At 72.2% G+C, this 26,192-nt stretch carries 16 protein-coding genes; 4 read left to right on the top strand and 12 right to left on the bottom strand.

What is annotated here, in order from left to right; translation table 11 throughout:
* Positions 1 to 5 precede the first annotated feature (5 nt).
* Positions 6 to 1,586 carry a glutamine-hydrolyzing GMP synthase gene (gene guaA / locus IE153_RS22270; RefSeq protein WP_031108517.1) on the bottom strand — a complete coding sequence of 527 codons (1,581 nt, stop codon included), beginning with the start codon at positions 1,584 to 1,586 and terminating at the stop codon, positions 6 to 8.
* 329 nt (positions 1,587 to 1,915) lie between these two features.
* On the opposite strand from guaA, the gene IE153_RS22265 reads away from it, so the two are divergent.
* Complete coding sequence (locus IE153_RS22265; protein ID WP_189591597.1) at positions 1,916 to 2,197, top strand: chorismate mutase; 282 nt, start codon at positions 1,916 to 1,918, stop codon at positions 2,195 to 2,197.
* Between the two features lie 575 nt (positions 2,198 to 2,772).
* Here IE153_RS22265 and IE153_RS22260 read toward each other — a convergent pair.
* Entirely contained in the window at positions 2,773 to 3,915 is a 1,143-nt protein-coding gene (locus tag IE153_RS22260) for a hypothetical protein (RefSeq protein WP_189591596.1), read from the bottom strand.
* 214 nt (positions 3,916 to 4,129) lie between these two features.
* Here IE153_RS22260 and IE153_RS22255 point away from each other — a divergent pair, with 214 nt between their 5' ends.
* Entirely contained in the window at positions 4,130 to 5,110 is a 981-nt protein-coding gene (locus tag IE153_RS22255; RefSeq protein ID WP_189591595.1) for an LAETG motif-containing sortase-dependent surface protein, read from the top strand.
* A gap of 136 nt (positions 5,111 to 5,246) precedes the next feature.
* Here IE153_RS22255 and IE153_RS22250 read toward each other — a convergent pair whose 3' ends face one another.
* The 8 genes from IE153_RS22250 to IE153_RS22215 form a co-directional block, all read right to left on the bottom strand.
* Positions 5,247 to 7,031: a GMC family oxidoreductase N-terminal domain-containing protein gene (locus tag IE153_RS22250; protein WP_189591594.1), complete on the bottom strand. Its 1,785-nt coding sequence runs from the start codon at positions 7,029 to 7,031 to the stop codon at positions 5,247 to 5,249.
* Between the two features lie 38 nt (positions 7,032 to 7,069).
* On the bottom strand, positions 7,070 to 8,707 hold the full coding sequence (locus tag IE153_RS22245; protein ID WP_189591593.1) for a succinic semialdehyde dehydrogenase: 1,638 nt from the start codon (positions 8,705 to 8,707) through the stop codon (positions 7,070 to 7,072).
* Positions 8,708 to 8,852: 145 nt separating this feature from the next.
* A complete protein-coding gene (locus IE153_RS22240) occupies positions 8,853 to 10,583 on the bottom strand; it encodes a serine/threonine-protein kinase (RefSeq protein WP_189591592.1) in 1,731 nt (576 codons plus the stop codon).
* 72 nt (positions 10,584 to 10,655) lie between these two features.
* Positions 10,656 to 12,320, bottom strand: coding sequence for a serine/threonine-protein kinase (locus IE153_RS22235; RefSeq protein ID WP_189591591.1), 1,665 nt, complete (start codon positions 12,318 to 12,320; stop codon positions 10,656 to 10,658).
* Between the two features lie 125 nt (positions 12,321 to 12,445).
* Positions 12,446 to 13,639: a serine/threonine-protein kinase gene (locus IE153_RS22230; protein WP_189591590.1), complete on the bottom strand. Its 1,194-nt coding sequence runs from the start codon at positions 13,637 to 13,639 to the stop codon at positions 12,446 to 12,448.
* Positions 13,640 to 13,740: 101 nt separating this feature from the next.
* Positions 13,741 to 15,453, bottom strand: a complete 1,713-nt coding sequence (locus IE153_RS22225) for a serine/threonine-protein kinase (protein WP_189591589.1) — start codon at positions 15,451 to 15,453, stop codon at positions 13,741 to 13,743.
* A gap of 167 nt (positions 15,454 to 15,620) precedes the next feature.
* The gene (locus IE153_RS22220; protein ID WP_229829110.1) at positions 15,621 to 18,149 is read right to left on the bottom strand and encodes a serine/threonine kinase C-terminal domain-containing protein; all 2,529 of its coding nucleotides are present in this window, start codon (positions 18,147 to 18,149) and stop codon (positions 15,621 to 15,623) included.
* 153 nt (positions 18,150 to 18,302) lie between these two features.
* Positions 18,303 to 20,357 (bottom strand): serine/threonine-protein kinase, encoded by a 2,055-nt coding sequence (locus tag IE153_RS22215; protein ID WP_189591587.1) that lies wholly within the window; start codon positions 20,355 to 20,357, stop codon positions 18,303 to 18,305.
* A gap of 171 nt (positions 20,358 to 20,528) precedes the next feature.
* On the opposite strand from IE153_RS22215, the gene IE153_RS22210 reads away from it, so the two are divergent.
* A complete protein-coding gene (locus IE153_RS22210) occupies positions 20,529 to 21,572 on the top strand; it encodes a serine hydrolase domain-containing protein (RefSeq protein WP_189591586.1) in 1,044 nt (347 codons plus the stop codon).
* 158 nt (positions 21,573 to 21,730) lie between these two features.
* On the opposite strand, the gene IE153_RS22205 is transcribed toward IE153_RS22210, so the two are convergent.
* Positions 21,731 to 23,437 carry a glycerol-3-phosphate dehydrogenase/oxidase gene (locus tag IE153_RS22205; protein WP_189591585.1) on the bottom strand — a complete coding sequence of 569 codons (1,707 nt, stop codon included), beginning with the start codon at positions 23,435 to 23,437 and terminating at the stop codon, positions 21,731 to 21,733.
* Positions 23,438 to 23,708: 271 nt separating this feature from the next.
* Between IE153_RS22205 and IE153_RS22200 the strand changes: the two genes are divergently transcribed.
* The gene (locus IE153_RS22200) at positions 23,709 to 24,917 is read left to right on the top strand and encodes a nucleotide sugar dehydrogenase (protein ID WP_189591584.1); all 1,209 of its coding nucleotides are present in this window, start codon (positions 23,709 to 23,711) and stop codon (positions 24,915 to 24,917) included.
* A 103-nt stretch (positions 24,918 to 25,020) separates the two neighbouring features.
* On the opposite strand, the gene IE153_RS22195 is transcribed toward IE153_RS22200, so the two are convergent.
* The gene (locus tag IE153_RS22195; RefSeq protein ID WP_031110303.1) at positions 25,021 to 26,145 is read right to left on the bottom strand and encodes a GuaB3 family IMP dehydrogenase-related protein; all 1,125 of its coding nucleotides are present in this window, start codon (positions 26,143 to 26,145) and stop codon (positions 25,021 to 25,023) included.
* Positions 26,146 to 26,192: the final 47 nt, after the last annotated feature.

Genomic DNA, 26,192 nt, shown 5'->3' with positions numbered 1-26,192 from the left:
GGGGATCACTCCCACTCGATGGTGCCCGGCGGCTTCGAGGTCACGTCGAGGACGACGCGGTTGACGTCCTTCACCTCGTTGGTGATCCGCGTGGAGATCCGGGCGAGGACCTCGTACGGCAGGCGCGACCAGTCGGCCGTCATGGCGTCCTCGGAGGAGACGGGGCGCAGGACGATGGGGTGGCCGTAGGTGCGGCCGTCGCCCTGGACGCCGACACTGCGGACGTCGGCGAGCAGGACCACCGGGCACTGCCAGATGTCGCGGTCGAGGCCGGCCGCCGTCAGCTCCTCGCGGGCGATGGCGTCGGCCTCGCGCAGCAGGTCCAGGCGCTCCTTGGTGACCTCGCCGACGATGCGGATGCCGAGGCCGGGGCCGGGGAACGGCTGGCGCTGGACGATCTCGTCCGGCAGGCCGAGCTCCTGGCCGACCATGCGGACCTCGTCCTTGAACAGCTTGCGCAGCGGCTCGATCAGCTGGAACTCGAGGTCCTCGGGCAGGCCGCCCACGTTGTGGTGGGACTTGATGTTGGCCGTGCCGGTGCCGCCGCCGGACTCGACGACGTCCGGGTAGAGCGTGCCCTGCACGAGGAACTCCACGGCCGGGCCCTCATCGGCGATGATCTCGGCCTGGGCCTGCTCGAAGACCCGGATGAACTCGCGGCCGATGATCTTCCGCTTCTCCTCGGGGTCGGAGACCCCGGCCAGCGCCTTGAGGAACCGCTCTTCGGCGTCCACGACCTTCAGCTGCACGCCGGTCGCGGCCACGAAGTCCTTCTCGACCTGCTCGGTCTCGCCCTTGCGCATCAGGCCGTGGTCGACGTACACGCAGGTCAGCTGGGAGCCGATGGCCTTCTGGACCAGGGCCGCGGCGACCGCGGAGTCCACGCCGCCGGACAGGCCGCAGATGGCGCGCCGGTCACCCACCTGCTCGCGGATCGCGGCGACCTGCTCCTCGATGACGTTGCCGGTCGTCCAGTTCGGCGTGAGCCCCGCGCCCCGGTACAGGAAGTGCTCCAGCACCTGCTGCCCGTGCGTGGAGTGCATCACCTCGGGGTGGTACTGGACGCCGTAGAGCTTCTTCTCGTCGTTCTCGAAGGCGGCGACCGGCACGACGTCCGTGGAGGCCGTGACGGAGAAGCCCTCGGGGGCGGCGGAGCAGGCGTCGCCGTGCGACATCCAGACGGGCTGCTCGGCGGGGGTGCCCTCGAAGAGGGTGGAGGACACCTTGGAGACGTGCAGGTCGGTGCGGCCGTACTCGCGGGCGCCGGTGTTGTCGACGGTGCCGCCGAGGGCGCTCGCCATCAGCTGGAAGCCGTAGCACATGCCGAAGACGGGGACGCCGGCCTCGAAGATCTCGCGGTCCAGGCTGGGCGCGCCCTCCGCGTAGACCGACGAGGGGCCGCCGGAGAGGATGATCGCCGCGGGGTTCTTGGCGAGCATCTCCTGGACCGGCATGGTGCTCGGCACGATCTCGCTGTAGACCCGCGCCTCGCGGACACGACGGGCGATGAGCTGGGCGTACTGCGCGCCGAAGTCGACGACCAGGACGGTGTCGGCGGCGGTGGCAGCGGGAGTCGCTGATGACACGGGGTGCCTTCCGGCGGTGGGGCGGGGGTCTTGTGCCACCCGATTCTACCGGGGGGCGGCCGGGCTCCTTCCGTGCACCGGAGGAGCGCCCCGTCTCAGGATGCGAACCGGCTTGGACGGCCCCCGGGGGCGGTGCATACTTGCCCCCATGTTCAAGCACCAGACGTTCGTCTTTACCTATGGCATCCGGCCCGCCGGACGCCATGGTCGTGCTGCTTGAGCAACTGACAAGCGACTTCCCAGGCGCCCCGGGCCGACAAGGCCCGGGGCGCCTGTCGTCGTCCGGGCCCTGCCGCCCCGGGGCAGCCTCACACCCAGAGGAGCCCCCTGTGACCACCATCGACCTGACCGGCGCCCGTACTCCCGAGGCCGCCGACGTGATCACCGGAGCGCGCGAGCGGATCGACGCGCTCGACGACCGGATCATCGGCCTGATCCAGGAACGGGTGGCCGTCTCCGCCGTCGTCCAGGAGGCGCGGATCGCCTCCGGCGGCCGGCGCGTGAACCTCTCCCGCGAGATGGACGTCCTCGGCCACTACAGGGAGGCGCTGGGCAAGCCGGGCACCGCGCTCGCGATGACCCTGCTGGAGCTGTGCCGCGGCAAGATCTGAAGCCGCCCGGTCGAGTCCGGCAGGGCCGACGGGCCCGGGAAGCGTGTTCCCGGGACAGACGTGCGCATTCCTCTCACCCGTACGGCACGTGACCGCCCCCGGGCCCTTTCGTTGGTCCCGGTGTCCGTGCCAGCCAGGCGCGGGCCCGAGAGAACCACGCGTGGCTCACTGGGGCGATGAGACGCACGGATCGTGCCGTGCGTCGTGGGACCTCGCTCCAGGGAAGTGACCGGACGGCAGGGGACAGCAGCCCGGTCACCCAAGAGAACGGTCGGCTCCGGGGACGCCCGGGGCCGACCGGCGGACCTTGCATAAATGCACAAGTCTGGGTCAAACGGTTGCGGGCGCCGCGTTCATCCAGCACGATGCGTACACAGTCCAAGTCCCCCCGCAGACACCCGCATTGCCCACATTGCCAAAGGTGCAGACCAGCGGCGCCACCCCCCGGCGCCGCCTCCAGGCACCGGCGCTGCCCTGACGTCGGTGCTGACGAGAAGAAGGGCCCTGCGGCTCCACCCCGCAGGGCCCTTCGCTCCGCTCCCGCGAGCGGCTCCCCGCGGGCCTCTTCGCTCCGCTCAGGTGCGGGTCACCGTGCCGCAGTCGCCGCTGTCGCCGTGCTCGATGGGCTTGCTCCGGTCGTACGGGTCCGTCGCCGGGCCGCTCGGGTCAGGGCCCGCGGACCTGCTCGACGGGAACTCCGGGTGCAGGTAGCCGTCGTAGACGAAGCAGGAGGAGTTGCCTATCTCCTGGTCGTAGTCCATCAGGAGCAGGCGGCCGGGGGTGACCTTGTAGCGGGCCGGGTCGGCGACTTCGACGTCGAGGACCCGGCGCACGATGGTGCGGGTTACCTCGGTGGGGCCGTCCGCCCGGACTACGGGGTAGACGAAGGTGTAGTCGGCGCGTACCGCCACGCCTCCTTGCGTGCCCTTCTTGAACGTCATGCGCCCGCGGGTCTTGATCACGTCGCCGGCCGGCCGCACCTTGTCGGGGTCGAAGCGGCTGAACAGCGTCACCGGGTCGTGCTTCCTGCTCGGGGAGCGCAGCCCGGTGCCGAGATCGTCGAGGAGCTCGGGCTGCTCGGGGTCGAGCACGGAGAGCGCGGCCTCGGGGCGTGCCCCGCGTACCGTCTTCGGGTCGAGGTTGGCTCCGACCAGCAGCTTCTTCGTCAGTTTCAGCGCCTGTTCCACCCGGTCCGCGGAGACCGCGCCGACGGCCTTCGCCTCCGGAAGGACGATGCCGGCCTCGCCGTCGGCCCAGCGCTCGGCCGGGGAGCCGGCGAAGGGCCGGTCCAGGGTGGGGGTTTCGGCGTCCGACGCGCCCGGAGCGGCAGTGGGAGCCGCCGTCTCGTCGGGGAGCGGTGAGGCCTCCGCGGCCGAGGACTCCCCGGTGCCGAAGGGGTCGCCGGGCAGCAGCGACGGCTTCAGGGCCACCAGCGCCACGGCGGCGGTGACCACCACACCGAGGACGGCCCACAGCGTGCGGCGCCGGGCGGCACGGCCGTTCATCTCCTGCCACGCGGGGCCCGTTCGCCACCCGGGAGGCACGTCACCCCGGGCGTCCTGCTCACGCAGTCGCTCGGTCACCATCCGCGCCCGCGCGGACGGCTCCTTCGGGGCGGAGGAACGGATGTCCCGCTCGGTGTCGCGGGTGAACTGCTCCCAGACGTCGTCGGGGATCTCCGAGGCCGACGGCTGATCGTCGGACGGCTTTTCAGACACGAAGCAAAGATCTAAGCGGGTGGTGAGCGCCTTCACAAGAAGGTCCCATGTGTGACTCAGCCCACATAAGAATTCTGTGAATGCCAGCACAACCATTCACAGGTTTCACGGATCAAACCTGCCGAACCAAGGGCCACTCCCGCGCCCCACACGCGGAGGCCTCCCCCAACGTTCGTACCGCATCCTGCGGTACGCCGGACTCTCCGAGGTCTTCATGAAGCTTCGCCGCGCCATGGCAGCAGCGGCCGCTACGGCGGTCATAGCCCCGGTGGCACTGCTCGCGGCACCGGCCGCGTACGCGACCGACGAAACGACGCCCACGCCGAGCGCGTCGGTGAGCGAGTCCGCTCCCGAGACGTCGCCCTCGCCGTCGGTGAGCGAGTCCGCTCCCGAGACGTCGCCGGCTCCGAGCACGTCCACGAGCGAGTCCGCTCCCGAGACGTCCAGCTCGCCGAGCGCGTCCGCCAGCGAGTCCTCCCCGGCGCCCAGCGCCTCCGAGCCCGAGGAGTCGGAGTCCCCCGACCCCGAGCCGTCGGTGTGCGAGGACACCAAGGTCGACGTCAGCATCTCCGGCCTGCCCGGCAAGATCGCGGCGGGCAGCGGCTGGCACAAGTTCTCGCTGAACGTGCTGAACAACTCCGACTCCACGCTGAACGACCTCAACTTCTTCGCCGGGGCCTCCCCCGACAAGAACGGCGAGGAGCTGTTCACCAGCAAGCAGGTCCAGCTCCAGGCCTGGGACCCCGCGGACAAGACCTGGGTCGACCTCAACGAGGGCGGCTACGCGGTCGGTTACGTCGGTTACACCGACGAGCTGAAGCCCGAGTACGAGGTCGACATCCCGCTGCGCCTCAACGTCAGCAAGTCCGCCCCGGTCGGCGCCGGCTTCTCGCTCGGCGCGACGATCTACGGCGACAACGACGCCGAGTGCACCGGCTTCGGTGACGTGTCGTACAAGTTCCAGATCGTCTCCGCCGGTACGGACACCGACGGCACCAAGCCGCAGGAAGGCGGCAAGGCGCCCGTCACCGACGAGAAGCCGAGCGGCAACACGCCGGAGGTCACCGGCAGCCTCGCCGAGACCGGCTCCAGCTCCGCCCTGCCGATGATCAGCCTGGTCGGCGGTGCCGCGGTCGTCGCCGGTGCCGGCGCGATCTTCGTGGTCCGTCGCCGCAAGGCCGGCGTCCAGGCGTAAGCCGTAGCGGCCGACAGGCCGTTGCACCAAGCAGAAGAGGGACCTGCGCTCGGAGGGGGGCGCAGGTCCCTCTTCTGTGTCGTCTTCCTGGTGAGGGTCCCGGTTACTTCTTCGGCTTCCCGGTGAAGGATGCCGGTTACTTCTTCGGCGGTACGGCCGGCATGCCGAGGAACGGCAGCTTCAGCGCGCCGAACGCCTCCGCCGGGACCGCCGGGAACTTGGGCTCGACGGGCTGGAGACGCTCGTAGGTGCCCTGCTGCGGGCGCGGGTCCTCCTCGCCCTTGTTGGGCCAGTAGGACATCGCCCGCTCGGCCTGGGCGGTGATGGTGAGGGACGGGTTGACGCCCAGGTTGGCGGAGACCGCGGCCCCGTCGACGACCGAGATGCCGGGGTGGCCGTACAGGCGGTGGTACGGGTCGATCACGCCGGACTCGCGGGAGTCGCCGATCGGGCAGCCGCCCAGGAAGTGGGCGGTGAGCGGGGTGCCCATCAGTTCGCCGACGTTGGAGCCCGCGAAGCCGTTGATCTCGGCGGCGAGTGCCGACGCACCCTCCGTGGCGGCCTTGATCTGCTTGGGGTTGGGGGCGCCGTGGCCCTGGCGGGCGGTGAGCAGGCCGCGGCCGACACCCGACGGTTTCACGTAGGTCGTCAGGGAGTTGTCCAGCGACTGCATCACCAGGCCGATGATGGTCCGCTCCGACCAGCGGCGGTTCGACAGCGAGCGCAGCACCAGGAGTGGGTGCTTCGCCGCGTTGGCGAGGAAGCCCAGGACCCGCGAGCTGCCCGAGTTCGTCCCCGCGTACGGCACCTGGAGGATGGACAGGCCGCCCATCGAGTTGGAGCCCTTGCCGTAGCGGACCGGCTCGATGTGGGTGTTGGCGTCGGGGTGGATGGAGGACGTGATGGCCACGCCCCGGGTGAAGTCGGCCTTGGGCACGCCGTGCGCCTTGCGGTAGCGCCGGTCGTCGGTCTGGGCGCCGACCAGGGCCTCGGAGTTGGTGCGGGTCAGCTCGCCCAGCTTGTCCGAGAGGTACGGCAGCCGGCCGCCCGCCTTCATGCGGTGCAGGAGGGTCTGGGTGCCGTAGGTGCCGGCGGCGAGGACCACCCGCCGAGCCGTGTAGGTGCGGCCCTTCTTCTTGCCGCGGTCGTCGGTGGGCAGGGTGGCGACGGCGTAGCCGCCACGCGAGTCGTCGGTGACCGACACGACCGTGGTCATGGGGTGGACGACCGCTCCGGCCTTCTCGGCGAGGTGCAGATAGTTCTCGTTGAGGGTGTTCTTGGCGCCGTGGCGGCAGCCGGTCATGCACTCGCCGCACTCCGCGCAGGCCTTGCGGGACGGGCCCGCGCCGCCGAAGTACGGGTCGGGCACCTCCTGGCCCGGCTTGGCCTTCGCCGAGCCGTCGGCGTCCTCGCCGTCGCCGAAGAAGACGCCGACCGGGGCCATGTGGAAGGAGTCGCCGCAGCCCATGCGCTCCGCGGCGGCCTTCAGGTGCACGTCGGAGGGGGTCATGGTCGGGTTGAGCCGTACGCCCAGCATGCGCCGGGCCTGGTCGTAGTACGGCGCCAGCTCGTCCTGCCAGTCGGTGATGTCACGCCACTGGGGGTCCTCGAAGAACGGCTTCGGCGGGACGTAGAGGGTGTTGGCGTAGTTCAGGGAGCCGCCGCCGACGCCCGCGCCGGCCAGGACCATGACGTTGCCCAGCAGATGGATGCGCTGGATGCCGTACATGCCGAGCTTCGGGGCCCAGAGGTAGTTCTTGAGGTCCCAGGAGTTCTTCGGGAGGGTCTCGCGGGTGAAGCGGCGGCCGGCTTCCAGGACGCCGACCTTGTATCCCTTTTCCGTGAGGCGCAGGGCGGTCACCGAGCCGCCGAAGCCGGAACCCACGACGATGACGTCGTAGTCGTAAGCGTCCTGAGGCACGTGCCGTCTCCCCTTTGAGTGGCTGAAGCGAGGGTCGTCTACCGGAACCGGAACGCCTTCATCAGGCGCAGGCTGCGGCTCATGAACTGGGCGTACTTCTCGTCGTCCATGCCCAGCGAGGGGGCCATGGGGAGCACGCGCTGGTGGGCGACCGTCTGGGCCTCGGTGTACTTGAGGATGCCCTCGGAGCCGTGGCGGCGGCCGAGGCCGGAGTCCTTCATGCCGCCCATCGGGGACTGGACGCTGCCGTAGGCGGGGGCGTAGCCCTCGTTGATGTTGACGGTGCCGGTACGCAGGCGGGCGGCGACCTCCTGGCCGCGGCGGCCGTTCTTCGTCCAGACCGAGGAGTTCAGGCCGTAGGCGGTGGCATTGGCGCGCTCGATGACCTCGTCCTCGTCGGTGAAGCGGTAGACGGAGACGACCGGGCCGAACGTCTCCTCGCCGCAGACGGACATGTCCGTGACGACCCCGTCGAGGATCGTGGGCTCGAAGAAGTACGGGCCGATGTCGGGGCGGGCCACACCGCCCGCGACGACCTTCGCGCCCTTGGCGACGGCCTCCTCCACGTGCCGCGTGACCGTGTCGAGCTGGCGCTCGCCGACCAGGGAACCCATGTCGGCGCCGTACGCCAGGGACGTGCCGAGGCGCATGGCCTTCGTGCGGGCGGCGAAGCGCTCCAGGAAGGCGTCGGCGATCGACTCGTGGACGTAGAGCCGCTCGATGGAGATGCAGAGCTGGCCGGCGGAGGAGAAGCAGGCGCGGACGGCGCCGGCCGCAGCCTTCTCGATGTCGGCGTCCTCCAGGACCAGCATGGCGTTCTTGCCGCCGAGTTCGAGCGAGACGCCCACCAGCCGGGCCGCCGCGCCCTGGGCGACCTCGCGGCCGGTGCGGGTGGAGCCGGTGAAGGAGACGTAGTCGGCGTGCCGGACGACCTCGGGGCCGACGACCGGGCCGTCGCCGAGGACGATCTGGAAGACGTCGGCGGGCAGTCCGGCCTCGATCAGCAGGTCACGGGCCCACAGGGCGGTCAGGCAGGTCTCCGTGTCCGGCTTCATGACGACGGCGTTGCCCGCGACGAAGGCCGGGAGCGCGTCGCCGACCGACAGCTCCAGGGGGTAGTTCCAGGGGGCGATCTGGCCCACGACACCGCGCGGGTGGCGCAGCTCGGTGACCTTCGTCAGAGTCGGCATGGCGCCTGCGTGCCGCTTGGGCCGGAGGTAGGCGGGGGCCTTGCGGCCGTAGTGCCGGGCGGCGACCGCGACGGCCTGGACCTCCTCGTGGGCGTGCAGCCGGGCCTTGCCGGTCTCCAGCTGGATGAGGTCGAGCACCTCGGCCTGGCGCTCCAGCACCAGGTCGTGGAAGCGGAGCAGGACGGCGGCGCGCTGCCGTACGGGGGTCTGCGCCCACACGGTCTGGGCGGCCCGGGCCGCTTCGAAGGCCTTCGCCACGTCCTCGGGCGTCGACTCGGGGAGGTCGGCCAGCTTCTCACCGGTGAACGGCGTGTGGTTGGCGGTCCGGCCGGAGCCGGCGACGCCCTTGGTGAGCTGGGCGACCAGCTCGGGCGTGACCACGTCCGCCGCGGTGCGGGCGCCCTCCGGGGCGGGGGCGAGGGGGTTCGTGCCGGTCTGTGCCGTGCCGGTCTCTGCCGTCTTCTCGGCGGCCTGCGCGTCCGTCATGAGGCGCAGGGTATGCCGCGACGCAGGCTTTGGGTACCCGTCGGTAATACGGCTTCACCGAGTGCACACACGACGCCAGTGACTGCTGGCAACAAACGCGCTGATCAGGACGTTGTGCGGTGACCGGTTGAGGTGATTCGGCCTTTTACGATCCCGGGGCGCTGCCGAGCCGCGCCCGGACCCCCTCGAACACCGAGGTGCCTTCCTCCTCCTCCGGCGTGCCCTTGGTCATGTCGACGCGCAGTTCGTACATGCGGTCGTCGCCGCTGCGGGCGATCAGCCGCATGACGCGTCGCGGGGTGTCGCCCCGGAGGTACGTGGTGTCGGCGAGGGCGGCTTCCCGGCCCTGGACGGTGGTGCGGGTGTACCGCGTTTCCCCCTGGGTGTCGTGCGCCTTCCTGGCCTGGTCCATCGGGGTGGCCGGGGCGCTGTCCCAGGAGAGGAGACGGACCTGGATCGTGCCGGTCCGCTCGTCGCCGTAGAGCACGGTGCGGGGCTGGTCGGTCGCGCTGCCGGTCCGGCCGAGCGGGCGGTAGTGGGACGGGAGGTGGAGCACGGCCGCCAGGTCCGGCTCGGGGTGCGGGATCCAGGCGTCGGCCACGTCGGCGGCCTGCCCGGCGCTCTCCGCGCTGCTGGGCTCCGCGAGTTGGGTGACGGCCCCTATACCACCGGCGAGCAAGGCGGAGAGGAGGGCGAGGGGGCCGGGGCGGAGGAGGCTTTGGCGAGGGGCGGACGGGGGGCTGTCCTGGGCGGCGGGCGCGGGGGTGGAGGTGGGGCGTCCGGAGGGCGCGGGGGCGGAGGTGGGGTGTCCGGAGGGCGCGGGGGCGGGCACGGGGTCGAGCTGTCCGGAGGGCACGGCAGCCGGCACCGGGGCGGGCTGACCGGCGGGCACGGCAGCGGACACCGGGGCGTCGGGGGTGCGTATGGGTTCGGCCGGCTGCGGCCGCTCGGCCGGTGCCGGTACTGGTACCGGTCCCGCCGCCGCCTCCAGGTCCTTCGCGACCTGCTCGGCGGCCGGCCGCTGTTCGGGGTCCGGCACCAGCAGTCGTGCGATCAACGGCCCGAGAGGGCCGGCCCGCGTCGGTTCGGGCGGCTCGGCCGCGAGGATCGCGGCGAGCGTGGCCTCCGGCGTGGCCCGCAGGAACGGGGACGAGCCCTCGACGACCGTGTACAGCAGGGCACCCAGCGACCACAGGTCGGACGCGGGCCCCGCGATGCGGCCGGACACCCTCTCGGGGGCGACGAACTCCAGCGAGTCCGCGGCGGACTCCCCGCCCGCGGTGAGGAAGCCCTCGCCCTGGACGTGGGCGATGCCGAAGTCGGTGACGACGACTCGCCCGTGCGGGCCGAGCAGCACATGGGCGGGCTTCACGTCCCGGTGCACGATGCCGACGGAGTGCGCGGCGCGCAGGGCACCGAGCACGGCGAGACCGATCCGGGCGGCCTCGCGCACGTCGACCGGCCCGCGTCGGAGTGTCTCGCGCAGGGACTCCCCGGGTACCAACTCCATGACGATCCACGGCAGCCCGTCGAGCGCCTCGGCCGCGTCGAGTTCGTCGGGGCCTATGGGACCGGGTCGTTCGTCCCGCTGCTCCGCCTCGACGACCACGTCGTGGATGGTGACGGCGGCGGGATGGTCGACACGGGCTGCGGCCCGGGCCTCACGGTGGAGCCGGTGGGCCGCCCGCCGGTGGCCCTCGTCGTCCGGGCCGCCCGGCAACCGGGGCTGTCTGACGGCGACTTCACGCTGTGCGAGGTCGTCGTGGGCCCGCCAGACGGTGCCGGTGCCGCCGGAGCCGATGCGCTCGATCAGCCGGTACCGCCCGCCGACCATTCGGCCCCGGGCGTCGTCCGTCCCGCCCCCGTCGTTACTCATGCCCCATCAGTACCCCGCGCGGCGCCTGATTGTCGACGCGGGTCGTTTTCACGGCAGTTGGACGGACCGGGATCAGGTCTTGTCGATGTCCAGGTTCGCGATGGCCGCGCTCGCCACCTCGCGTCCGCGCTCGACGAAGTCGCCCTTGCCCGGGTAGCTCACGGTGAGCTTGTACATGTCGCCGCCGGGGGTCCGGTAGTAGAAGATCTGGAGTTCCCGGGGGCGGGGGTTCTCGCTGTCGTCGGTCCTGAAGGGGACGGTGTTCCGGGCGGCCTTCTTGTCCCGGTACGTGGTCACCCTGGGATCCGACTTCTTCGGCCCCTCGTCCATGTCGAGCTCGTAGCTGCCGCTCTCCTTGAACCGGGTGTCGTCGTCGTACATCTCGGCGGCCGCGGAGCCCGCGATGTTGCCGCCGGTGTCCTCGGCCTTCTTCTCCAGGGTCAGGCCGATCCAGATGCTGCCGCTCCAGTCGGTGTACGTGACCCAGTGGTCCTGGTCGGACTTCCGGTCGGGCACCGTGCGCTGGTACTCGGCGGGGACGGCGAGCGACGCGGCGAGGTCCTTCTCCTGCTTGACCTCCCAGCCCTCGGGCAGCGGCCCGGCGAACGGGTCCGCGATCACCAGGTACGCCGTCACCGCCGCCGCGACGACCGCGGCACCCAGTCCGGTCCAGGCCTTCCGGCCGAGCCGGACGCCCCGGCCGCCCTCGCCCGGGCCCATGACCCGCACGGCCTGCGTGGGCCGGGCGGCGGGCGGATTCGCGGCCGCCTCCAGCAGGGCCCGCACCCGCGCGGCGTTCGGGCGGCGGGCCGGGTCCTTGTGCAGCAGGCCGTTGATGGCCTCGGCGAGCGGGCCCTGGGCCGAAGCGGGCGGTGCGGGCGTGGCGTTGAGGACGGACTGGAGTGTGGCGGGGGTGTTGCTGCGGCGGAACGGGGAGACGCCCTCCGTCGCCGCGTAGAGCACCACACCGAGGGACCACAGGTCACTGGCGGGCCCCGGGCGCTGCCCCAGCACGCGCTCGGGCGCTATGTACTCGGGAGAGCCGACGAAACCGCCGGTGTCGGTCAGGTTGGTCTCGCCCTCTATCTGGGCGATCCCGAAGTCCGTGAGGACGACCCGGTCGTGCCGGCCGAGCATCACGTTGTCCGGTTTCACGTCGCGGTGCAGGATGCCCGCCGCGTGCGCGGCCTCCAGCGCGCCCAGCACCTCAAGGCCGATCCGGGCGGCCTCGCGCGCGGACAGGGTGCCCTCCTGGAGCGCGTCACCGAGTGAGCGGCCCCGCACCAGCTCCATCACGATCCAGGGCTGGTCCTCCACGACTGCGACGTCGTGCACGTCGACCACCGCCGGGTGGTCGAGCCGGGCCGCCGCCCGGGCCTCGCGGCGCATTCGCTCGAAGGCGTTGGATCGTTCGCGTTCGGGAAGATGCTCGGGGACGCGAGGTTCCTTGACGGCGACCTCGCGGTCCACCGTCTCGTCCTTGGCGCGCCACACCGTGCCCATGCCGCCGTGTCCGAGCTTGGCCAGCAGCCGGTAGCGTCCGGCGATGAGCCGCCCCGCACCGGGATCCTCGGAGGTCTGGGCCGACTGGGCCGCCTGGGGCGGCACGACCCGGGTGGGTGACGCGGCCGGCGTGGCGTAGGGATTGCCCGGCACCGGCGCCTGCTGGTTCGGCGGTTGCAGTACAAAACTCGTTGGCTCGTCGGCCCCGGATCGGGCTCCCCCGTTGTTGCTCATGGGTTCATCCATATCGCGCCAACCGCCCGCGGATCCACAAAGGACGCGAGCCGGTCACCGACCCGTGACGTCGGAGGGGGCTTATCGCCCCCTTTGTCGCGGTGCGGTGCGGGGCTCGGCCGTCGTCACGGGGTGGGCGCGGGCGCGCTCGGGGAGGCCGGCCGGGCCGTCGGCGTCTTCGGTGCCTTCGGCGTCGTCGGCGTCGTCGGCGTCGTCGGTGCGGAACTCGCCGGCACGGGGCCGCCGTCCCCGTTGCTCTCCTCCCTGAGCAGTGCCGCCGCGGACACCCCCGCCCCCGCCATCGCGGCGACCAGCAGCGCCGCGATGAGCAGGCGCCGCGTGGGCTGCCGGAAGAAGGGTTCCTCCGGCCGGTCCGGAGCGGGCACGCCCACCGGCGGCGCGGGCGGTTGGCGGCCGACGGGATGCTGCGGCCCACCGCGCGGTACGTCACCCACCGTCGGCGCGTATGCGGGCGGCGACACAGGGGTGCGGCCCGTGTCACGGAAGACCCGGAGCATCCGTTCCGCCCGCTCCGCGTCCAGCCGCCGGTCCGGATCGCGCTCCAGCAGACCGCGTACGACGGGCAGGAGCGGCCCGGCCTGCGCGGGCGGCTGGATATCGCCCACCACGACCGCGTGCAGGATGCCGCCCAACGAGTCGCGGTGGAACGGCGATTCCCCGCTGAGGGCCGCGCACAGCAGCGCCCCCAGCGACCACAGGTCGGACTCGGGCCCGGTCCTGGACCCCGACATCCGCTCGGGCGCGGTGTACTCGGGCGAGCCGACGAAGGACCCGTTCTCGGTGAGTGTGGGGGTGCCCGCGACCTGGGCGATGCCGAAGTCGGTGAGGACGACCCGGTCGGTGCCTGTCTCCAGCAGCACGTTGTCCGGCTTGAGGTCGCGGTGCAACACCCCGGCCGCGTGCGCGGCGCCCAGCGCACCGAGCAGGGCGATGCCGATGCGGGCCGCTTCGGCGGCGTCGACGGGACCCCGGTGGGCGAGCCGGTCGGCGAGCGAGCCGCCCTCGATCAGCTCCATGACGATGTAGGGGCGTTCGTCCTCGACGACGTCGTGGACGACGATGATGTGCGGGTGGCTCAGCTGGGCGACGGCCCGGGCCTCGCGCAGCGTACGGTCCCGCTGCCGGCGCGCCTGCGCCGCGGAGAGTGTCGGGTCGTAGGGGAGCTCCTTGACCGCCACGCTCCGACCGAGCAACTGGTCGGTGGCCCGCCAGACCACACCCATGCCACCGCGCCCGAGTTTCTCCTCGAGCCGGTACCGGCCCGCGATGACACGCCTGTTGTGCCCCTCGGTCCCCATGCGGCAATCATGCCCCAACGGACGGAAGCGCTCCGGGGCGGCGAGGTGCGGGTGGCCGAAACAGACAGCCCCCGTCGGCCTACGTCAGAAGTGGCCCCGCCTCAGGAGGTCTTCTCCCGCCAGCCCTGCAGCACCCATGTGAACTGCTTACTCGTCTTCGCCCAGTCCTTCTGCGGTGTGGACATGTAGATCGCGTACTCGACACCGTCCCGCGAGAAGTACGTCTCCTCGATGGCGTGGCGCGGCCCGGCGACGTAGGGCGGGTCCTTGGCCAGTGCCGTCCAGGTGTACTCCCACAGCGAGCCCTTCCGGTCCCGGTAGATGTTCTCCTCCATGGTCACCCGCTTGTAGTCGACCAGCCTCTGGACCTGCTGCTCCAGATCCTCCTGGTGGGACTTGGCGTCGGCGAAGTCCGGTGATGTGTCGACGGCGATCCGGACGAAGTGCCGTCCGTCGTCCGGTGAGTAGTCGATCTGCTTGAGCTCGCCCTGCGGGCCGAAGGGCGTGCGCTTCCACCCCTTCGGCAGGTAGAGGCTGAACCCGGCCGGGTCGTCGTAGCGGATCCAGCTGTCCGGAACCGATCCCCCCGGCCCCTCCGTCGTCGAGACCGACGTGCCGGAGTCGCCCTGCCGGTTCTGGTGCCACTGCTGGAGCACCACGGCCGTACCCCCGCCGATGACGGCCGCGAGCGCGACGACCAGGGCGAGGGTGCGCAGCCTGCGGCGCCTGCCCGTACCGGCCGGCTGCGGGCCCGTAGCCGCCGGGCCGATCGTGGTGGAGCCGGTAGGGCCGTACGGCGGAGTGCCGGCCGTGGACGTCCCGGTGGCCGGGGTGCCGGCCAGCGGCGGGAGCGGTGTCCGGGTGTGCGAACCCGAGCCGGTGCCGACGGGGCCGGTGCCGGAGGTGCCGGTGGCGGCCGTCCCCGTGCCACTGTGGGAGTCCCGGTACGGCGTCGCCCCGCCGTACTGCGTGGGCACGTACGCCTGCGCCCCGTTCGGCCGCCGCCCTTCCGCCGCCTCGGCGAGCATCTGCTCCGCCTCGGACGCGTCGGGCCGGGTGCTCGGGTCCTTGCGCAGCAGGGAGATGATGACGGGCGTGAGCGGACCGGCGTGCTGGAGCTCGGCGGCCTCCTCCTCCACCACGGCCTGCATGGTGGTCAGCGGCGTGGTGCGGCGGAACGGCGACCGGCCCTCGACCGCTGTGTAGAGCGTCGCGCCCAGGGCCCACAGGTCGGAGGACGGTCCCGGGTCGTGGCCGCGTACCCGCTCGGGCGCCAGGTAGTCGACCGACCCGACGACCTCTCCGGTGCGCGTGATGGTCGTGTCGCCCTCGATCTGGGCGATGCCGAAGTCCGTGAGCAGTACGCGTCCGTCGTGTGCGAGGAGGACGTTGCCCGGCTTGATGTCGCGGTGCAGGACGCCGGCGGTGTGCGCGGCACGCAGGGCCCGCAGCACCCAGAGGCCGATGCGCGCCGCCTCGCGCGGCTCGACGCGCCCCTCCTCCTTGACCGCGTCGGCCAGGGAGCGGCCCTCGACCAGCTCCATCACGATCCACGGGCGGCCGTCGTGCTCCAGCACGTCGTGCACCGTGACGACCGCGGAGTGGTTGATGCGCGCCGCCGCCCTGGCCTCCGCCCGGGTGCGCGCCAGCAGGATCGCCTGCTCGCTCTCCGAGACGTAGAGGGCGGCCGTCAACTCCTTGATGGCGACGGACCGGTGCAGCACCTCGTCATGCGCACGCCAGACCCGGCCCATGCCGCCACTGCCGATGGATTCGGCCAGCCGGTAGCGGCCCGCGACGAGCAGGCCCTGCATCTGATTCACGTTGCCCCGCAATGGTCTTGACAGGGTCAGCGTAAGGACCCGCCCTCAACCAGGGAACAAGCGGGGTACCACGGTGACCGCACTGTGACGGTTGTCGCCTGCCGGGACGTGAGGCAACCAGAGTGTGAACTGCGGCGTACAGGCGGCGCGCCGGTCGCTCATCCCGTGGCCTTGTACGTCGCCGCCGCCTGCTCGTACAGCCGCGTCACCTCGTCCCGTTCGGATTCCGGGCCGCGCACCTGGACCACGTGGTAGCGCCCCTCGACCAGCATCGCCAGGTTGCGCACGTACAGCTCGCCCCCGTCGCCGCCGGTCCAGGTGAACTGCCCCTCGGCCATGGTCCGTCCGCCCACCTCGATCGTCTTCAGCCCGGTGGAGGTGGCCCAGCTGGAGTCGCGGTACGGCTGCAACTCGCGCTCCCGCTCCCGCTGGTAGGCCATCGGATCACTGCCGTACGACGACGCGCTGTCCCGGCCCGCGACGACGATGAGCTCGAAGTCGCCCTTGGAGTAGACGACCTGGCCGCTGCCGTTGCGTGGAGTGCGGTCCCAGCCCTTGGCGACGGCGACCTGGAAGCCCGCCGAGTCCTTGCGCAAGGTGAAGCCGTCGGCGACGTCCGGGCCGGTGGTCTGGGTTTCGGTGGTGCCGGCCGACGACGACGGGCTCTTCTCCGGGCCGGGCGCGGTCTGGTCGGGCCGGGGCTCGCTGCTGGCGTCCGGCTCGGGCGCCTGACTGACTTCACCGGCGGCTCCGGTGCGGTCGGCTCCGTCCGCGCCCTCGTTCTTCGCCTTGGGCATGAAGAGCATGGCGTAGGCGATCGCCGCGGCCATCGCGAGCAGGACCAGTACGAGCAGGGTACGGCCCAGACGGCGCGGCGAACCGGACTCCTGCTTGGCCCGCTTGTGCCGCCCGTGGTGCGCGGGCAACCCGGCCTTCCGCCGGCGCACGAGCTCGCCCCGGCGCCGTACGACGGGCAGCCGCCTGGCGTCGACGGGCGGCGCGGCGACCACGTGCACCCCGGCCTCCGGCTCGGGCGCCGAGCGCACCAGCGAGCGCAGCCAGCCGCGCACCTCCTCGAAGTCGAGGCGCTCGGTCGGGTCCTGACGCAGCAGCGACTCCACGACTGGCCGCAGCGGCCCGCACTCCTCGGCGTACGCGGGCGGCTCGGCGCACACCATCTGCACCAGCTCGGCCGTCGACTCCTCCGGGTAGGGCGCATGCCCCTGCACGGCCCTGAAGAGCAGCGCGCCGAGCGCCCACAGGTCGGTCGCGGGACCGATCGGCGCGGCCAGCTGCCAGTTCTCGTGCACCGGCCCCGCCTGCTCGGGCGCCCAGCGCTCGGTCACGGGCCCGACCACGGCCATCCGCGCCTGCCGGGCCCGCTCGGCGGCCAGCGCCGTGGCCGGACCGCGCCGGGGTGCGGGGGTGTCGGCGACCAGGTCGTCCCACCGGGTGGGCTCGCCGTGGGCCGCGGTGTCCGGGGCCGGGGGGAGCGCCGCCTGCTCGCGGCCCTGCGCCGCCGTCGCCCCGCCGGTCGTGCCGCGGGGCGACGCACCGTGCCAGGCCGTCGTCCGTGGATGGCCGCCCACGCCGTAGGGGTCGGCGATCCGCCCGGGCGGTACGGCCCCGGGGGCAGTGCCCTGTCCGGGGATGTACGGCGACTGCGCCGAACCGTTGGCGCCGGCGTCCGGGTCGGTGCGGGCTCCGGGCAGTGCGGCCCGCCCGCCCTGCTGTGCCTCCTGCACCCGTGCGGCGGCCCGGGCACCGGCCCGGTAGGCCGCGATCGCTCCTGCACGCGCCGCCCGCGGGTCCCCGCTGCCCTCCACCGGCCCACGCACCGGTACGACCGAACCGCCGCCCGCGCTCTCGCCCCCGGCCGAGGGCAGTCCCCTGGCCTCCCGGGCCTCTATGGCCGCGCGCCGCGCCGCCTCGGGATCACCGGCGCCGCCGGCGCCACCGCCCGGCCCGGAACCCCCCGGGCCGCCGACGCCACGGGCCCGCCCGGCACCGCCGCCCTGCGACCCCGGCTCCTGCCCTGACTCCTGCCCTGACCCCTCGAAGGGCGGTTCGGGCACCGGGTCGTACCCGCACAGCGCCTCTTCGGCCGCGCCCACCGCCAGCCCGGTCAGCATCACCCGGCCGTCGTCGCAGACGAGCACCGTCCGTGCGGTGATGTTCCGGTGTACCCAGCCGTGCGCGTGCAGCACGCGAAGGGCCATCAGGACGTCGGAAGCCACCTCGGCCGCGCGATACGGCGTCAGCGGCTTCTCGGTGAGCAGCGCGGCCAGCGGGCGCGCGGCCACCAGCTCGCTGACGATCCACAGCGAACCGCCCTCGGCGAACACGTCGAAGACCTGGTCGAGTCGGGGGTGGTCGGGAATCGCCGCAGCGGCCTGCGCCGCCTCCACCGCACGTCGCACCACCGGATCCGCGGGCCGCCGGGTGCCCGCGCCCGCCCGGGTGCCGGACCGCCGGGTACCACCGTCACGTGCCGTGAAGCCGTCGGGCAGCCCCTCCGCGTCGAGGACCTCGGCCTCGACCACCTCGGGCAACGGCACCTGCCGAACCAGGACTTCCTGTCCGCTGTAGGTGTCGAAGGCCCGGGTCTCGGTGAGTTCGTACTCGTCGGACGGCGGCAGTGGCAGGCGGTAGCGGTCGGCCAGCACCCGACCCGCGTAGTCGTCCACGTTGCCTCCCCCGGCAGCCCGGTCGGTCACATCCGTTCGCCCCGCGGTCCGTTTCGGCTGCGCACGGTCCGCAAACATTTACGATACGTGCCGCAGGCAACCCGCAATGCGGGGATGCCAGATCTCACTCCCCAATCCCGGGGCGCCCCATGCTCAGGACTTGGGTTCGAAGGTCTGCGTGAGCGTCCGCCACGTCTCCTTGCGCAAGTCGCCGCCCCAGCCTGCCGCCTTGGCCGTGTACATCAACGCGTACCCGTACTTGCCGTCGACCACGAAACCCCGGTCGATGGTGCGGTACTTGGTGCCGCCGTCCGTGTAGGTGAACTCCCAGTCGGCGGTGTTCCAGCCGCGGTAATCCACCTTCTCTATACGGATCTTCTTGTACTGCGCGCGCACCATGTAGCGCTCCTGGTTCTTCCAGTCCGCCACCGGGTCGCCCTTGGGCGTGGACGTCCAGGCGACGAGCAGCTTCTGCCCGTCGGGCCCGGTGAAGCGGTCGCCCGCCGCAGCCGTGGACTGGAACTTCCAGCCCTTGGGCAGACCGATCGAGTACCCCTGGTTCCCCTGGTGAGTCGACTCCGCCGCGGTGCCCTTCCCGCCGCGGGATCCGCCCTCGTCCGAGGAACCGCCCGACTGGCCGGTGGGCGTGCTGTTCGAGGCGGACCCGGACGGCGTGGCCTCCGTCTCGGCGCCGTCGGTGCGCGTGCCGTCGCTCTTGTCGCCCTTGGTGTCGGCGCCGTCCGACGCCGTGGCGACGGTCTTCCCGCCACCTTCGCCGGAGGCGCCCTTCGATCCCTTGTCGTCACCGCTGAGCACGATGGCGAGCACGGTGCCGATCACGGCGAGCACCACGACCACCGCGATGATCATCAGGGTCCGGCGCGGCACCACGTCGGTGAGCGGTGCCCGGGGCACGGGCCTCGGCGGCAGGTCCGGCGGCGGCACCACGGGCCATCCCGAACTCCGCCCCCCGGAGGCCGTCTTCGTCTCCGGCGCACCACGCTCACCGGCGGCGGCGTCCGTCCCCGAGCCCGGCTTCGCCGGCGACGCACCCGCGGTCCCGCTCCGGCCGGCAGCACTGTCCGACGCGGAGGAGGCCGTGCCGGCCGACCCGGAGGAGGCCTCGGCGGTACCGGACTTGGCCGACGCGGCGGCGGCTCCCGCGGCGGCCGAACCCGAGGCGGCCTTGCGCACGGAACGCAGCGCCCCGCGCAACCGCTCCCCGGCCTCCTCGCCCCGCTTGCCGCCGGACCCCGACGACCCCCCCTTGCGCGAGGACCTGTCGGGCTGCGCCGGCAGCGGCACGACCTTCGTGGCGTCCATCGGCTCCGGCTCGGGAGTCTCGGGCGCGTGCAGGACCGAGTTCAGCATCGCCCGGGCACCCGCGTCGTCGAGCCGCTGCGCGGGGTCCTTGGTGAGCAGCCCGTGGATGACGTCCTTCAGCGGACCCGCGTTCTTCGGCTCCTCCAGCGGCTCGGTCATCACCGCCGTGAGAGTCGCTATGGCCGACCCCTTGTCGTACGGAGGCGCGCCTTCCACCGCCGCGTACAGCAGCCCGCCGAGGGACCACAGGTCGGCCGCCGGGCCCGGCTTGTGCCCGCGCGCCCGCTCCGGGGAGATGTAGGAGGGCGCGCCGACGAGCATGCCGGTCGAGGTGATGGACGGGTCGCCCTCGACCTGGGCGATGCCGAAGTCGGTGAGCACGACCCGGCCGTCGTCGGAGATCAGGACGTTCGACGGCTTCACGTCGCGGTGCAGGATGCCCTCGCGGTGGGCGGACCGCAGCACGTCGAGGACGGCGAGCCCGACCTCGGCGGCACGCTTGGGCTCGAGCAGGCCGTCCTCCCGGATGACCTCGGCGAGCGACTTGCCCTCGACGAGTTCCATCACGATCCAGGGCCGGTCGTCCTCCTGGACGACGTCGAAGACCGTCACGGCGCTGTTGTTGCGGATCCGCGCGATGGCCTTGGCCTCGCGCAGCGTCCGTGTGATCAGCCGCCGCTTCTCCTCCTGGTCGATGTTCGTCGGGAACCGCAGTTCCTTGACGGCGACCGTCCGCGCCAGCGTCTCGTCCTCGGCGCGCCACACCGTGCCCATGCCCCCGCGGCCGAGCACCTTGCCCAGCCGGTAACGCCCCGCGAGGAGACGCTCCCTGGTGTCCTGACGAGTGTCCTGACGAGATGTGCCCGCCCGCTCCGCCTCCGACATGCGTCCCCTCATACAACCCGCCCTGACAGAGCCTCCATTGTCTCTCACCCGACAAGTGCCCGGCGCCCAGGGGCCCCCTGGCGCGCCCCCGCGGTCCCGGTCCCCGGACACCCGGGTGCGGCGCGGCCCGCGCGGCCTTGCATGATGGGCCCTGACCAGGGAGGAGTCCCCATGCGGCCGTTTCGGACATTGCTGGCGCTGCCCGCGGCCGCCGCGCTCCTCGCTCTGCCCCCGGCCGACTCGTCGGCCCTCTCGATGCCGCCGGTCGACGCGGTGCTGCCGCTCCTGGTGACGCAGGGCAGGGCCCCGGCCGCGGCCCTGCTCGCCCAGGAGGGCACCACCACCCGCTATGCCGCCGATGGACCGGGAATCGCCCGGTCGGACCACTTCCGTGCCGGAAGCATCACGAAGACGTTCATCGCGACGGTCGTGCTGCAACTGGCCGCCGAGCACCGGCTGTCGCTGTCCGACACGGTGGAGCAGCACCTGCCGGGCCTGGTGCGAGGAGCCGGCAACGACGGCCACGCACTGACCCTGCGCTCCCTGCTCACCCACACCAGCGGCCTGCCCGACTTCACCACGGACACCGACGGAGCCGCCCCCGTCACACCCCGTCAGGCCCTGAGCATCGCTCTCACCCACCCCCCGGCCGAACGCGGCCACTTCTCCTACTCGAACACCAACTACGTCCTGCTCGGCCTGGTCATCGAGCAGGTCACCGGCCACTCGTACGCCACGGAGGCTGAGCGCCGCATCATCACTCCCCTGCGTCTGACAGGCACCTCCTTCCCCGGATCCCGGTCCACGCTGCCCTCACCGCACGGCCGGGCCTACACCGCCGACGGAACTGACGTCACCGCACTCGACCCGCGGGTGGCCGGAGCCGCGGGCGAGTTGGTGTCCACGCTCGCCGACCTCGACCGCTTCTACGCGGCCCTGCTCGGCGGCCGGCTGCTGCCCCCGCACTGGCTGCGCGAGATGCTCGACACCCGTGCCGCACACGGCGCGTACGGCATGGGGCTGTTTCCCGAGAAACTTCCGTGCGGCACGAGGGTGTGGGGGCACAACGGGCACATATCCGGCAGCTACGTGCGCACCGCAGCCACCGGCGGCGGCCGTCGGGTCCTCACCTTCCGCGTGAACACGGACGCGATCGCAGATCCCGGCCTCGAACCCGCGATGCTCGCGGCCGAGTTCTGCCCCCGCACCTCGTAGAACGACCCGCCCCCGAACGAAGATCCCGCTTCCCGACACTCGTTCGAGTGACGTCCGGCAGAACCCGGGACCCAGCAGAACCCGGGACCACGCAGAACCCGACGGGACCCGACAGATCCCGGCAAGGCCCGTCAGACCCTGCCGAGCCACTGCCCGATCTACAACGGCACGATGTCCGGCGCACCCAGCCGCGCCGCGTCCGCCGTCAGGTCGTCCGGCTGCCGCTGCGACTCCCGCTCGGCCTCCACCCGCTTCTGGTAGTGCTCGACCTCGCGCTCGATCTGGTCCTTGTCCCAGCCGAGCACCGACGCCATGAGCTGCGCGGCGTCGCGTGCGCTGCGGGCGCCCCGGTCGAAGGTCTCGATCGAGATGCGCGTCCGCCGGGTCAGCGCGTCGTCCAGATGCCGCGCCCCCTCGTGGGAGGCCGCGTACACGATCTCGGCGCGCAGATAGTCGTCGGCCGCGGCCAGGGGCTCGCCCAGCGACGGGTCCTCGGCGATGAGGTCGAGGAGCTCCTCGGTCATCGCCCCGTAGCGGTTCAGCAGGTGTTCGACCCGCACCACGTGGAGCCCGGTTTGGGCGGCGATCCGCGCCCGCGCGTTCCACAGCGCCCGGTAGCCCTCTGCGCCCAGCAGCGGCACGTCCTCGGTGACGCACTCGGCGACGCGCATGTCGAGCCCGTGCACCGCCGCGTCCACCGCGTCCTTGGCCATGACCCGGTACGTCGTGTACTTGCCGCCCGCCACGACGACCAGCCCGGGCACCGGATGCGCCACGGTGTGTTCGCGGGACAGCTTGCTGGTCGCGTCGGACTCACCCGCGAGCAGCGGCCTCAGGCCCGCGTACACGCCCTGGACGTCGTCCCTGGTGAGCGGCACCGCAAGCACCGAGTTCACATGTTCCAGCAGGTAGTCGATGTCCGCGCTGGACGCGGCCGGGTGGGCCTTGTCGAGGTCCCAGTCGGTGTCCGTGGTGCCGACGATCCAGTGCCGGCCCCAGGGGATGACGAACAGCACGGACTTCTCCGTGCGCAGGATCAGCCCGGTCGTGGAGTGGATGCGGTCGCGCGGCACGACCAGGTGGATGCCCTTGGACGCGCGGACGTGGAACTGGCCGCGCTCCCCGACCATCGCCTGGGTGTCGTCCGTCCACACACCGGTCGCGTTGACGACCTGCTTGGCGCGGATCTCGTACTCGCCGCCCGCCTCGACATCCTGCACCCGGGCACCGACGACCCGCTCGCCCTCGCGCAGGAAGCCCGTCACCCGCGCCCGGTTGGCGGCCTTCGCGCCGTACGCCACCGCCGTGCGCACCAGGTTCGTCACGTACCGGGCGTCGTCCATCTGGGCGTCGTAGTACTGCAACGCCCCGACCAGGGCGTCCTTCTTCAAGCAGGGGGCCACGCGCAGGGCGTGGGAGCGCGTCAGGTGGCGGTGCATCGGCAGGCCCCGGCCGTGCCCGCGGGCCATGGACATGGCGTCGTACATGGCGACGCCCGAACCGGCGTACAACCGCTCCCAGCCCTTGTGCTGCAACGGGTACAGGAACGGCACGGGCTTCACCAGATGCGGGGCGAGCCGCTCCAGCAGCAGGCCGCGCTCCTTCAGGGCCTCGCGGACGAGCGCGAAGTCGAGCATCTCCAGATAGCGCAGGCCGCCATGGATGAGCTTGCTGGACCGGCTGGAGGTGCCGGACGCCCAGTCACGCGCCTCGACCAGACCTGTGGACAGGCCCCGAGTCACGGCGTCGAGCGCGGTGCCCGCACCGACCACGCCTGCACCCACGACCAGCACGTCCAGCTCGCGCTCGGCCATAGATGCGAGTGACTCGGCGCGCTGCGCCGGTCCGAGTGTCGCTGTCCTCACCGCTGCCTCCCGCTCATCGGTCGCGCGGGCCGCACCCGTCGGGTGAGACCCCGTCCGTATCCCCCTGCCCAGATTCTGACCGGGTTGCCCGACTTCAGCCACCACGGGCCCTCAGCCTGTGGACAACGCTCACGGAACACTCACCGAAACTCGGCCGGGCAATCCCACATATCGGTCATATTTACTCCTAGTCTGACATTGCGCTCGCCCGTCCTGTCCACAGGGCTTGCGCACCTGTCCCACTTCGGCTATCGGGAAGGACGGCCACGCCATGCCCGCAGATCTCGCCGTCATCGGACTCGGCGCGTACGGCCTGCCCCTGGCCCAGGCCGCCGTCGCCGCAGGCATCCCCACCCTCGGCTACCGGACCGGACCCGAGGCGGGCTCGCTCAGTCCCGCCGAACTGCGCCGGATGCTCTCGGGGGGCTTCCGGCCGACCACCGACCCGGCCGAGCTCGGCAGGGTGCGCACCGCGGTCATCTGCGCGCCGACCCCGCGGGGCGCGGACGGCGGGCTCGACCTGAGCCAGCTCGAAGCGGCCGCCCGTACCCTGGCCGCCCACCTGCGCCCGCACACCACGGTGATCCTGGAGTCACCTGTGTACCCGGGGACCACGGAGGAATTCCTGCGTCCGCTCCTCGAAGAGGGCTCCGGGCTGCGCGCGGGCCGCGACTTCCACCTGGCGTACTCCCCCAGCCGCGTCGACCCCGGCAACCGGGACGTCACGCCGGCGACCACGCCCAAGGTCATCGGCGGCCTCACCCCGGCCTGCACCGAGTCGGCGGCCGCGTTCCACGGACGGCTGACCGACAAGGTGGTACGCGCGCGTGGACCCCGCGAAGCGGAGACCGTGCAGCTGCTGGAGATCAATTACCGGCACGTGAACATCGCCCTCGTCAACGAGATGGCCGTCCTCTGCAACGACCTGGGCGTCGACCTGTGGGACGTCATCCGCTGCGCGGAGACCAAGCCGTTCGGCTTCCAGGCCTTCCGCCCGGGCCCCGGTGTCGGCGGCCACTCCGTCCCCCAGGACCTGACCGCCGGCGGCGGCCGCGGCCTGCGCATGGTGGAACTGGCCCAGGAGGTCAACAACCGCATGCCGGGCTACGTCGTCCAGCGCGCCGCCACGCTCCTCAACGAACACGGCAAATCGGCCCGGGGCGCCCGCGTGCTCCTCCTCGGCGTCACTTACAAGCCCGACCTCGCCGACCTCCAGGGCACTCCCGCGCAGGAGATCGCCCTGCGCCTGATGGAGCTGGGTGCCTCGGTCAGCTACCACGACCCCCACATCCCCACCTGGAGCGTCCTCGACCGCCCCATCCCCCGCGCCGACTCCCTCTACGAGGCCGCCGCCGACGCGGACCTGACCATCCTGCTCCAGCACCACCGCACGTACGACCTCCAGGGCCTGTCGGTGAAGGCCCAGCTGCTGCTCGACACGCGGGGCGCCGCGCCCGCGGGGGCGGCACACCGACTGTGACGCGGCCGGACCGGGCACCTCGCAGCGCATGAGAAAGGCCCGCGCATGAGAAGGGCCGGTCACCCCACCCGGGGTGACCGGCCCTTCCGCGTTCCCGGGCGGACTACCGCCGGTGCTGCGAGTCCGCCACCGTCACCTCGACGCGCTGGAACTCCTTCAGCTCGCTGTAGCCGGTGGTGGCCATGGCGCGGCGCAGGGCACCGAAGAGGTTCATGGAGCCGTCGGGGGTGTGGGACGGGCCGGTGAGGATCTCCTCGATGGTCCCGACCGTGCCGAGGTCGACCTTCTTGCCGCGCGGCAGCTCCTCGTTCACGGCCTCCATGCCCCAGTGGTGCCCCTTGCCCGGACCGTCGGTCGCGCGCGCCAGCGGGGAGCCCATCATGACCGCGTCGGCGCCGCAGGCGATCGCCTTGGGCAGGTCGCCGGACCAGCCGACACCGCCGTCCGCGATCACGTGCACGTACCGGCCGCCGGACTCGTCCATGTAGTCACGGCGGGCGGCGGCCACGTCCGCGACCGCCGTGGCCATCGGGACCTGGATACCGAGGACGTTGCGCGTGGTGTGCGCCGCGCCGCCGCCGAAGCCGACCAGCACACCGGCCGCGCCGGTGCGCATCAGGTGCAGGGCCGCCGTGTACGTGGCGCAGCCGCCGACGATCACCGGGACGTCCAGCTCGTAGATGAACTGCTTCAGGTTCAGCGGCTCGTGCGCGCCGGAGACGTGCTCCGCCGAGACCGTCGTACCGCGGATGACGAAGATGTCCACGCCCGCGTCCACGACGGCCTTGGAGAACTGGGCGGTGCGCTGCGGGGAGAGCGCGGCGGCGGTGACGACGCCGGAGTCGCGCACCTCCTTGATGCGCTGCCCGATCAGCTCCTCCTTGATGGGGGCCGCGTAGATCTCCTGCAGACGGCGGGTCGCGGTCTCCGAGTCCAGCCCGGCGATCTCGTCGAGCAGCGGCTGCGGGTCCTCGTGGCGCGTCCACAGGCCCTCGAGGTTCAGCACGCCGAGGCCGCCGAGCTCGCCGATCCGGATGGCGGTGGCCGGGGAGACGACCGAGTCCATGGGGGCGGCCAGGAAGGGCAGCTCGAAGCGGTAGGCGTCGATCTGCCAGGCGATCGAGACCTCCTTCGGGTCCCGCGTACGGCGGCTGGGGACGACGGCGATGTCGTCGAAGGCGTACGCCCGGCGGCCGCGCTTGCCGCGCCCGATCTCGATCTCAGTCACGTCTGTGGCCTTTCCCTGATGCGTTGCAGCGTCTTCCAGTATCGCCG

The organism is Streptomyces massasporeus (genome assembly GCF_014648995.1).
Lineage (GTDB): Bacteria > Actinomycetota > Actinomycetes > Streptomycetales > Streptomycetaceae > Streptomyces > Streptomyces massasporeus.
This window is presented reverse-complemented; position numbering and strand designations above follow the sequence as displayed.